General features: G+C 62.7%; 11 protein-coding genes and 1 pseudogene. 6 read left to right on the top strand and 6 right to left on the bottom strand.

All coding sequences use genetic code 11. The features are described from left to right. From AC1D2E_RS14435 to AC1D2E_RS14410, 6 genes and pseudogenes are all read left to right on the top strand, one after another. A pseudogene (locus tag AC1D2E_RS14435) lies at window positions 1–1,281 on the top strand (hypothetical protein); the annotation flags it as partial. Then, window positions 1,278–1,550 carry a hypothetical protein gene (locus AC1D2E_RS14430; RefSeq protein ID WP_478198029.1) on the top strand — a complete coding sequence of 91 codons (273 nt, stop codon included), beginning with the start codon at window positions 1,278–1,280 and terminating at the stop codon, window positions 1,548–1,550. The pseudogene AC1D2E_RS14435 and the gene AC1D2E_RS14430, both read left to right, overlap by 4 nt. Window positions 1,551–1,565: 15 nt before the next feature. Continuing rightward, entirely contained in the window at window positions 1,566–1,811 is a 246-nt protein-coding gene (locus tag AC1D2E_RS14425; RefSeq protein ID WP_478198028.1) for a hypothetical protein, read from the top strand. A 665-nt stretch (window positions 1,812–2,476) separates the two neighbouring features. Continuing rightward, on the top strand, window positions 2,477–2,866 hold the full coding sequence (locus AC1D2E_RS14420) for a hypothetical protein (protein ID WP_478198027.1): 390 nt from the start codon (window positions 2,477–2,479) through the stop codon (window positions 2,864–2,866). 62 nt (window positions 2,867–2,928) lie between these two features. Further along, the gene (locus tag AC1D2E_RS14415; RefSeq protein ID WP_478198026.1) at window positions 2,929–3,504 is read left to right on the top strand and encodes a hypothetical protein; all 576 of its coding nucleotides are present in this window, start codon (window positions 2,929–2,931) and stop codon (window positions 3,502–3,504) included. Window positions 3,505–3,569: 65 nt separating this feature from the next. Continuing rightward, window positions 3,570–4,400: an AP2 domain-containing protein gene (locus AC1D2E_RS14410; RefSeq protein ID WP_478198025.1), complete on the top strand. Its 831-nt coding sequence runs from the start codon at window positions 3,570–3,572 to the stop codon at window positions 4,398–4,400. A 195-nt stretch (window positions 4,401–4,595) separates the two neighbouring features. Here the strand turns inward: AC1D2E_RS14410 and AC1D2E_RS14405 are convergent, their stop codons facing one another. The 6 genes from AC1D2E_RS14405 to AC1D2E_RS14380 are packed head-to-tail and all read right to left on the bottom strand — an operon-like array spanning window position 4,596 to window position 9,512. Continuing rightward, window positions 4,596–4,988 (bottom strand): hypothetical protein, encoded by a 393-nt coding sequence (locus AC1D2E_RS14405; protein WP_478198024.1) that lies wholly within the window; start codon window positions 4,986–4,988, stop codon window positions 4,596–4,598. A gap of 13 nt (window positions 4,989–5,001) precedes the next feature. Beyond that, complete coding sequence (locus tag AC1D2E_RS14400) at window positions 5,002–5,442, bottom strand: hypothetical protein (RefSeq protein WP_478198023.1); 441 nt, start codon at window positions 5,440–5,442, stop codon at window positions 5,002–5,004. A 57-nt stretch (window positions 5,443–5,499) separates the two neighbouring features. After that, window positions 5,500–5,877, bottom strand: coding sequence for a VOC family protein (locus tag AC1D2E_RS14395; RefSeq protein WP_478198022.1), 378 nt, complete (start codon window positions 5,875–5,877; stop codon window positions 5,500–5,502). A gap of 26 nt (window positions 5,878–5,903) precedes the next feature. Then, window positions 5,904–7,379 carry an SRPBCC family protein gene (locus tag AC1D2E_RS14390; RefSeq protein WP_478198021.1) on the bottom strand — a complete coding sequence of 492 codons (1,476 nt, stop codon included), beginning with the start codon at window positions 7,377–7,379 and terminating at the stop codon, window positions 5,904–5,906. Between the two features lie 3 nt (window positions 7,380–7,382). Then, window positions 7,383–7,820: an SRPBCC family protein gene (locus tag AC1D2E_RS14385; protein WP_478198020.1), complete on the bottom strand. Its 438-nt coding sequence runs from the start codon at window positions 7,818–7,820 to the stop codon at window positions 7,383–7,385. A 3-nt stretch (window positions 7,821–7,823) separates the two neighbouring features. Continuing rightward, window positions 7,824–9,512 (bottom strand): flotillin family protein, encoded by a 1,689-nt coding sequence (locus AC1D2E_RS14380; RefSeq protein ID WP_478198019.1) that lies wholly within the window; start codon window positions 9,510–9,512, stop codon window positions 7,824–7,826. Window positions 9,513–9,521 lie beyond the last annotated feature (9 nt).

Raw genomic sequence — 9,521 nt, 5'->3', positions numbered from 1 at the left:
GACTGGAACACCAACAGCATCATCAAGGACGTGCAGGCGCAGGCGCAGATCACACAGCAGTTCAACCAGAATGCGGCCACGGCCGTCGGCGACTACGCCGACAAACAACAGCGGGAAGCGGCCAAACGAGGCGACGAGGCAGAAGCTGCGAAATGGGCCGAGGGCGGCGAGTATCGGGTTGCGGCTCACGTAGCCGCCGCTTCGCTCGGAGGCGGTGTTGCGGGAGCGCTTGGCGCCGGTGCAAGCGCGGCCCTCATGCCGGGCGTCGGACGCGCCATCGATGATATGGACCTTCCGCCGGCAGTAAAGCAGGCAGTGAGTGCGGCAGTCGCAGCAGGGGTCGGTGCGACCGTGGGCGGCGCGGCGGGAGCGGCTGGCGGCTACAACACGGATATCAATAACCGCCAATTGCATCCTGCCGAGACTACCCTCATTAAGGAAAATGCGACTCGTTTTGCCAAGAAGCTCTATGGAACTGACAATCCAACTCAAGCGCAAATTGATGCGGCGACGTCAGCCTTGGTCAATACAGCCCAGAGCATCGTCGATAACAATTTGAATTCAAACACCCCCTTCTCGCAAGACGCTTTTGATTTTCTTCAGGCCCTGAAGGTCGAGTATCAACAGAGCACGGGCTCCGTCCTGATCCCAGGATCAGGGGGGCAAAGCGTTTTCTACGCAAATGTCGAACAGAAGAATTTCGCTGYGCTCAACGCGGGCTTGGGCGATCCGGCCGTCACAGGGCTGATCATTAGAACCCCGATCAACCCGACGCCCTCCCAAGTTGCTGACAAAACCAGAGATAGATTGACCGGCCTGCCGTTGGACGAAGGCGGTCGCTACAGCGTCCAAATTCAGGTTGGAGATAAGACATATGAGCCAAAATACTTCCCTTGCGCAGTAGCATCGTGCATCGGAAACAATTTGGACATGAGCGATTCGTCAACTCAATCGTATGTCAAGGCTATCGACAAGAATATCTTGGATGGAATTAACCAAGGGGCCACCATTGTTTCTATTGCATCTCCGCTAGGTGTGGCGGGGGCCATTTCCCAATTAGTTGGTCCGCTTACGTCTGTGGCATCCGGAATTCTTGAAGATCAAGGTCTTAAGGCGATAATAAAAGAAGGGACTCAGGCGGCAGCGGCTCAGTATCTGAATCGAATCTATGGTCTATCAGAAGCGATGGCAAACAGAGTGACGGCGCTGGTTGATTTGGCTGGCGGATGGCAAGCGTTTGTCGACCGAGGTCAAAAAGAAATTGCATCGGATAAAAATTGAACGCAAAGCAAACCGTTCTGCTAATTACCGTGCTTGGGATTGTCGGCAAATCCGGAATTTTGGTTGTTCAAGGGAGACTTCTGGAGTCTCTGGGCTGGTTTGCCGCAGGAGGCTGGATTATTTGGATAATCTATGCCTACCAGAATAACAAAGACCTTCCGGCAGCAGGCCCTTTTCGCTACGCCGATGGAGGTAATCAGATTGCCAGAATGTTGTACGTCATTTCAATGATGTCGATCTATTTTGTGGCCGCAATTCTTCAAAAATGAAGATCGAGATGGTTCGTGTTTGATTTGTATGTCAAGGCTGTCGAGAAGAAAATTATCGATGACATCAATTACCATGCAACCGTTACAACGATGGTGCCGCCGGTCGGCGTCGCCGGAACAATAGCCGGAATAATTGGCCCGGCCACTTCTTCGGTCAGCGGCGCAATCGACGGAAATTTCAATTCATCTGTTGTCAAGGAAACATTACAGTTCGCAGCAACACAATACATGACGCGAATCTATGGTCTATGGATTGAATGAAGCTGTAGCAAATCGAGTTGCAGCAACGATCGATCTTGCAAGCGGATGTCAAGCATTTGTCGATCGCGCGCGTGCTACAACCACTTCCGATAATGATGAACCTTAGATCAATTCCTTTTTTCCTTATCCTGATCTTGGGAACGATTAAGACCGCCACCCTCATGAGGGCGTTTGATGCATTTAATTTTTTCAGCTGGATTGCATTTTCAATGATGTGGGGATGGATTGCTTGGGGATTCTGGAAAAACAAGGACATGCCGGCGTACTCCGGAAATTTCCATTACCTTAATGGAGAAAACAAAGTCCCGAGAACTGCCTATGTGCTCGCGATTTTGTTCACTTACTTCTTGGGTGTGTATGTTGCTTAAAATATTGAAGGAAGGCGTCGAAAGGGCACGCCGCGGCCCAATTGATGATAGTCGCCGTGCTGTTCTTACTCGGAGGCGGCGGCATCCGCAAACGCTAAGGAGCAGCTCTTGCGGCCCAGTGCAGGGAAAGTGTCTTTAGACATTGCTACCGATATAGCGATAGATGCGGTATCCCGTAAGACTGGAGTTCCAAAATCGGTGCTCTTTGAAATATCCGAACGACAAGCGAAGCCTCTAATGACCTCAATAGTTAAAAAAATTGACGGCTACGTCCACCAATAAAAATTGGCGCATTGCATGAAATACTTTCTCAAGTTGCTCGCCGTGCTGGGTTTGGTTTTTCCTTGGTTTTTCAAGCCGCAGCTGGGTGAATTGCTGTACTGGCTGGTGGCTTTGGGTTATTGTTCCCTGCTGATTTTGAGCGTTCTTCCACCGCGAACGCAATATTGGTGGTGGACTTTGTTTGAGCATCTGGCCTTCTTCGTCGGAGGCTCTTTAATTGCAATTCCGATACTTTTGTCGATCAATCGAGTGGTTGGGTTCGTCATGATGGGGCTGGGACTCTTTATTGTGATGTTTTTTGGCTATTCAGCGCGAATGAGATTAATAGGACGGCCTGATCCTGGCCTAAATATATTTCTCGAATTGAAAGATGAGCTCGCAGCGCGGGGCTTAAAGCGAAAGTAGAAAAGATGAGAAATCTTTCAACTTTGCGAGAGCGCGCTAGCGACATCCATCTCGCAGTCTTGATGTTGACTGCACTCTCATTGCTCGGCGGCTGCGCCTACCGGGACATCAATCCCCAAACCRCTGCCGCAGACGAGCGCGCTTTGGATGACAGCCTTCGGGAAGTCACCCCAGGCGCAGCAAAGCTCGTGTTGCGCAGTTCCGGCGYGGGCCACGCCGTCGTCTATTCGGTCAGCACGGCCAGCGAGGCGTGCCAAGGCTTCGAGACGGTAGGGAACGTGGCCTACAGCGGGCGTGGCGTGGTCTTCCCCTGGATCGCCCGCATGAACGAAAGAACGCGCAGCGCGTTGTTCAAGACACAGCCCTATATCGAGCACGAGCTGGACCCTCGCGAAGGCGTTCAGGTGAAGGCTATCGGCAACTGGCAGCAAGTGAACACGCCGCGCACCCTCCCGATCAGCACTGGCAGTTGTGGGCCGCTTGTCACGAGATTTCGCCCCGCCGCCGGCCACGTTTACCTCGTCGACTTTGTCTGGCGGGACAACCTCAGTTGCACGCAAGTGATCACCGATGCAACCGAGCCAAGCACGCCGCAGCCCGTGCAATTCGACCTTGTTCAGGCTTGCCCGACGCCGTGACCGCCGGCGGATCTGAGCCTGCCGCGTCTGACGCCATGACGCGCGTCCCACGCAGGCCCGCCCCCATGTATGGCATCGTGACCTTCGACAGGCACTGGACTGTCGTGATCAAGCGCGCGGGCTTGACGTTGCGAAAGACCTTTTCGCATAGCACCTGCGGCGGCAAAGAGGCAGCACTCTTGATGGCACAGGCATGGCGCGACGAGATCGTCAGAACACACCCACCGGTCGCCCGTCAGGAAAAAGCCCAAACGCTCCTGAGCACCAACACCAGCGGCATTGTCGGCGTCACTTGTCGTCGATGGCCGGACGGGACGCCGTGGCTCTGGACGGCCAAGACGGAAGTTGGCCCTGGAAGAGTATTGAGCAAGTCGTTCAGCGTCGGCCGTTACGGCGACCAAGCCAAGCTGCTGGCCATCAAGGAGCGCCAAAAGCAGTTGCTTCAATTGCCGGGACTGACGGTGCCGCATCCGGCCGAACAGTCCGTTCGGATGCTGTCGCCTCGTCCATGCGAGGTCGCGCCCCCACCCCCCGCGGCACGCGCCACGATCGTCAAGCGCAACAACAGCAGTGGCGTGCCGGGTGTCCACTACATGAAGGCGGCCAAGGGGCGATCGGCCTATTGGGTCGCCACGACGAGGCCGGCCGGCGCGTCGAAAATCACGAAGTTCTTTTCATTCAGAGAGTACGGCGAAGAGCAAGCCAAGGCGAGGGCTATCGCTGAACGAGAGAGGCAGTTGGAGCAGTTGGCTGGCAGCTTCCAGCGAGGTGCGAGCCAAGGGACGTTGCGACACGCGGAGGTGCTTCAAGCTATGGACATTGGCCCGCCTCCGGCCGCGTCGAGGCGCCCAACGGCGGTCGATGCGAATCCAGCACCAGGCAAACGAGCACGATGAAGGCGAACAATACGCACGGCCACCCGGGCTTGTGACCCCAGACCGGCGACGGCGCCAGGATCAGCGCCCCGGTGCCGAGCAGGGTGTTCGATAGTCTGGCCCGCATTCCGGGGTGGACCATGCCCTGACGGCGAACGCAGACTCCCATGATCGCGATGCAGATCACGACGTTCGCCCCGACGAGAAGGCTAGCAATCACGGGTCGACTCCTTGATGAACAAAAAATCTCTGGCGCAACCACCGCCACACCGCGACGCCAATCCTCGGCCAGCGATCGCCCACGAGACCGATGCAGAGCGCCATCGGCGCGAAGAGCCAGCGGTCGTCCACATCCGCCGGCAAGTGGGCCGCACCCAGCATCGCCAGCGGAACAGTCAGCAGCAGCGCGACCACGCTGACCACCAGGAAGAAGACCACACGGGACGATGGTCTCAATGTGTCGCGCGCGCCCAGCGCGTAGTACGCGCCGACGGTCGAGCAGACCCAGATCACGGCGTAGGTGCCGACGATCCGCGCCATCTCGTCCGAGAAAAGGTACGCGGCCAGCTCAATGACGATGCTCACCGGGTCAAGTTCGATCTGCGCCATTTCGGAGATCTCATCACGAGTTCGCATCCCCGCTATCACCCCTGGTTTCAGGCTCCAGCAACGCGATGCGCTCCTGCAGCGCCTCGACCCGGCGCGCGAGCTGCTGGATGGCGTGCAGCCCGACCAGGAGCAGATCGGCCGCATCGGGTTGAAGCCACGTGCCCGATTCGCTGACCCACTCCGGACTGATGGTCTGGATTTGCTGGGAGATCACCCCGAGGGCGTGCAGCCGCCCGTCATCGATCTGGATCTCCGTCACGTCGTCGCGGTACCGAAACTCGTCGGCGCCGGTCTGTGCGCCTCGCTCGTTCATGTACTGGCCCCGCGCATTCATCCCGTCGATGGTCGCGGGCAGCGCGCCCAAGGTCGCATCCGCGAGTGAGGGATCGGTGGCGAGGCTGGTCAGCCAGCAGTTGGCGGTCGACCTGGGCCAGCCCTTCGTGGTTGACAACAAGGCCGGCGACTCCGATTTGTGGATGTGCCTGAATACTTGGGGCGATCCACACTCCATCTACACCGTCTCTGACGCGTCGAAATCGAGCTCGACCTTGGCCCCGCTGGGGTCGTGGCAGAACAGCTGCCAGGTGCCCGCGCCGGCCTGTTGCCGCAGTTCGTACGGGATGCCGCTCTGGTCGAAGCGGGCCTTGACGGCGCGCAGGTCCTGCGCCGTGAACGCCATGTGGTCGATGACCCCGGTGCGCTGCGCCGGCACCGGCCTGCCGAAGTACAGGTGCAGCACGGCCTGCGGTCCGCTGCCGTAAAGCCAGGCGCCCGGAAAGCCGAGGTCCGGCCGATGGCCGACGCGCAGGCCGAGCAGGCCGCAGTAGAAGGCCAGCGTCTTCTCTTCGTCCTCCGCGGTGACGGTGAAATGGTTCATGCCGACGATCATGGCGTGTGCTCCTTCCTGTTCGGGTGTCATGGCAGCAGCACCAGCGCGCCGATGCTGCTGCGCGATTCGAGCCGTTCATGCGCCTGCGCCGCCGCGTCGAGCGAGAAGCGCTCGATCGGCGGCAGCTGGATCGCGCCATCGGCGAGCGCGCTCCAGACCCGCTGCGCACGTTCGGCGAGTTGCGCCGGGGTCGACACGTAGTCGAACACCACGGGCCGCGAGAAGCTCAGCGACTTGGCCACCAGCGCGTCGGGCGCCAGCGGCTGCAGCGGGCCGCTGGCCTGGCCCAGGCTGATCCAGTGGCCGCGGCGTGCAAGGGCGGCCAGGTTCTCGTCGCGCGCCGCATCGCCGAGGCCGTCGATCAGCACGTCGGCACCGCCGCAGACACGCTGCACCGCATCGGCGAAGCGGTAGTCGCGGGTCACGATCACGTGCTCGCAGCCGTGCGCGCGCGCCACCCGCGCCTTGTCCTCGCTCGACACCGTGCCGATCACCACGGCACCGAGACGTCGTGCCCAGGCGCAGACCAGCAGGCCGACGCCGCCGGCCGCCGCATGCACCAGCAGCCGGGTGCCGCGCTGCACATGGCCGAGATCGTGCAGCAGGTAGTCGGCCGTGATGCCCTTGAGCAGCAGGGCGGCCGCCGTCTCGTCCTCGATCTCGGGCGGCAGCCGCACCACCCAGTCGGCCGGCACGCTGCGCACCCCGCAGTAGGCGCCCGGCACGGGGCCGAGGTAGGCCACGCGATCCCCGGGCAGGAAGCCGCTGACTCCGGGCCCGAGGTCGAGCACACCGCCGGCCGCCTCCATGCCGAGCACGCCCGGCGACTCCGCGGAGACCGGCAGCATGGCCGGCACCCAGCCGCGCCGCAGGTAGACGTCGATGAAGTTGACCCCGACCGCACGCTGGCGGATACGGATTTCGCCGGCGCCGGGCGCGGCGGCCTCGGCGTCTTGCGGCCGCAGCACGTCCGGGCCGCCATAGCGCGCCAGCGCGATCCGCCGCGTCGGCACCGGGAGCGCCGTCGGCATCGCGGCAACGGCCGAAGCGCGCCGGTCGACGCCGCCGCGCAGGTAGCGCCGCATGTCCTCGAACCCGGTCTCGTAGACGCCCTGCGCCACGGCATCGCGCAGCTCGCGCTCCATGCCCGGCGGGGTCGCGAAGCTCGACTCCCAATGCCAGAAGGTCCGGTTGCCGTCGGTCACCGGCTTCAAGGCCACGGTGGCCACGTAGCGCTGCAGCGGCAGGCTGGCCTCGACGATGCAGTAGGTGCTCTTGTGCTCGCTGTCCGACAGGGTCAGCAGCTGCTCGCGGAGGTGGTTGCCGTCCTTGAGCCTGAAGTTGCGCACGCAGCCGACCTGGTCGCTGCGCTCGCCGCCCTCGATGTGGCTGTCCGCGATCGCGCTGTGCCACTGGTCGTGGCTGTTGAAGTCGCGCAGCACCGCCCAGACGCGTTCGATGGGCGCATCGATGATCGCGGAGCGGACAACTCTCTGGCGCATGGCTCAGCGCAGCGAGCGCCGCTTCAGCGCATCGAAGCCGGCCTGGAAGACCCCATTGCCGATCGACTCCGTCAGTTCGCGCTCGCGGCCTGCCTCGCACTCGAACTCGGCGCTCCATTCGGCGAAGCAGCGCCCGCCGTCGGTCACCGGCGTGAGCTTGAGGGTGGCGACATAGTTCGAGACCCCCATCGGGCTCTCGAGGATCTCGTAGGTGCAGCTGTAGTCGTAGTCGGAGAGCGCCAGCAGCTTCTCGCGGATCATGCCGCCGTCCTTCAGGTGGAAGTGGCGGATGCAGCCGACGCGGTCGGCCGGCTGGCCGTTCTCGATCCGGCTGTCGGCGATGGCCGGATGCCATTGCGGCAGGCCGTTGAAGTCGCGCACGCGGCTCCACACGCTGTCGGCGCTGGCGTCGATCACGCTGGAGACGTAGACATTCACCATGCGCTATTCCTTCGGCGCGGTCGAGGGCAGGGCGGCATGCGAGCCACTCACGTCGCCGACCAGGCGCTGGATGTCGCCGCCCTCGATGCCGATCTCGCGCAGCAACTGGTCGACCAGCGGCGCCTGGGCGCGGAAGCGCAGCGCCGAGTTGACCAGGCCGTCGGCGAAGCCGCCGCCGTCGCCGCTGCGCGCGCCGTCGCCCGACGAACCGCCGAGCCCGTCCACGTGCAGGATCTTGATGCCCTCGATGCGCTCCAGCGGCCGCACCGACTCGCGGATGATGGCCTCGGCCTTCTCGACCAGCTTCATGCGCAGCGCCGACATGCGGGCCTCGGGCGTCAGCATGTTGTGCGACTCGTTCATCATGCGCGCGGCATCGGCCTCGATCTCGGCACGCACCCGCATCGCCATCGAGCGGATCTTGTCGGCGTCGGCGTCGGCTTCGGCCTGCGCGCGCACCGCGGCGCCGCGGGCGGCACTGGCGTCGCTCTCGGCCTGTGCGGCCGACGTGAGCCGCAGGGCGTCGCGCTCGGCGATCTGCTGGGCGCCGATCAGCTCGATCGCCTTCTTGCGCTCGGCCATCTCGACCTCGCGCGCGGTGAACACCTTCTCCTCGGCCGACACGGCCAGCGCCCGCGCGATCTCGGCCTCGGCCTGGGCCTCGCTCTGGGCCTTGCTCTCGCGCGCGACCGAGATTGCGCGCTGCTGCTCGGCCAGTTCGAGCGACATGCGGCGCTCGATCTCGGCACCCTGGATCGCGCGCTCCTTGCCGATGCGCTCTTCCTCCAGCGTCTGCTCGGCGCGAATGCGGGCCTGGTCGATGCTCTGCCTGGCGGCGATCTGCGCCGCCTCGGCGTCCTGCTCGCGCAGCGCCCGCTCGGCCGACACCTCGGCCCGCTGGCGGGCCCGCGCGATCTCGAGCTCGCGCTGCTGGGCCAGCCGGGCGTGCTCGCCTTCGCGGTCGATGTCGAGCGACAGCTTCTCGGCCTCGAGGTTCTTGTTGCGGATCGCGATCAGGGTGTCCTGCTCGACGTCGTTGCGCTGCTTCTTGCGGTGCTCGATCTGCTCGGTGAGCCGGGTCAGGCCCTCGGCGTCGAAGGCGTTGCTGGGGTTGAAGAACTCCATGCCGGTCTGGTCGAGCTGGGTCAGCGAGGCGGCTTCGAGCTCGAGGCCGTTCTTGGTCAGGTCCTCGGAGACGGCATCGCGCACCCGCTTCACGTAGGCGCCGCGCTTCTCGTGCAGCTCTTCCATCGTCATCTCGGCGGCCGCGGTGCGCAGCGCGTCGACGAACTTGCCCTCCACCAGTTCCTTGAGCTGCTCGGGCTCCATGGTCCGCAGGCCCAGCGTCTGCGCTGCCGCCGCGACCGCTTCCTCGCTGGTCGCCACCCGCACGTAGAACTCGGCGATCACGTCGACCCGCATCCGGTCCTTGGTGATCAGCGCCTTGTCGCGCCCGCGGTTGACCTCGAGGCGCAGCGTGTTCATGTTGACCGGGATGACGTCGTGCACGATCGGCAGCACGAAGGCGCCGCCGCCCAGCACCACCTTCTGCCCGCCCAGGCCGGTGCGGACGAAGGAGCGCTCCTTGGAACTGCGCAGGTACAGCCAGTGCAGCAGCCAGACCGCGATCGCGACGACGATCGCGACCACGATCAGGGCGAGGATGAAGTTGCCGAATTGAGCGCCTGACATGGATCTGGT

The sequence above is a fragment of the Variovorax sp. P1_H2 genome, assembly GCF_056405295.1.
Note: the sequence above shows the minus strand (reverse complement) of the source record. Positions and strands in the feature narration are given on the sequence as shown.

Coding starts and splice junctions, on each gene's coding strand:
- AC1D2E_RS14405 (WP_478198024.1), bottom strand. CDS start 4,988: ATGGCGCAGATCGAACTTGACCCGGTGAGCATCGTCATTGAGCTGGCC.
- AC1D2E_RS14395 (WP_478198022.1), bottom strand. CDS start 5,877: ATGATCGTCGGCATGAACCATTTCACCGTCACCGCGGAGGACGAAGAG.
- AC1D2E_RS14380 (WP_478198019.1), bottom strand. CDS start 9,512: ATGTCAGGCGCTCAATTCGGCAACTTCATCCTCGCCCTGATCGTGGTC.
- AC1D2E_RS14420 (WP_478198027.1), top strand. CDS start 2,477: ATGAAATACTTTCTCAAGTTGCTCGCCGTGCTGGGTTTGGTTTTTCCT.
- AC1D2E_RS14385 (WP_478198020.1), bottom strand. CDS start 7,820: ATGGTGAATGTCTACGTCTCCAGCGTGATCGACGCCAGCGCCGACAGC.
- AC1D2E_RS14410 (WP_478198025.1), top strand. CDS start 3,570: ATGTATGGCATCGTGACCTTCGACAGGCACTGGACTGTCGTGATCAAG.
- AC1D2E_RS14390 (WP_478198021.1), bottom strand. CDS start 7,379: ATGCGCCAGAGAGTTGTCCGCTCCGCGATCATCGATGCGCCCATCGAA.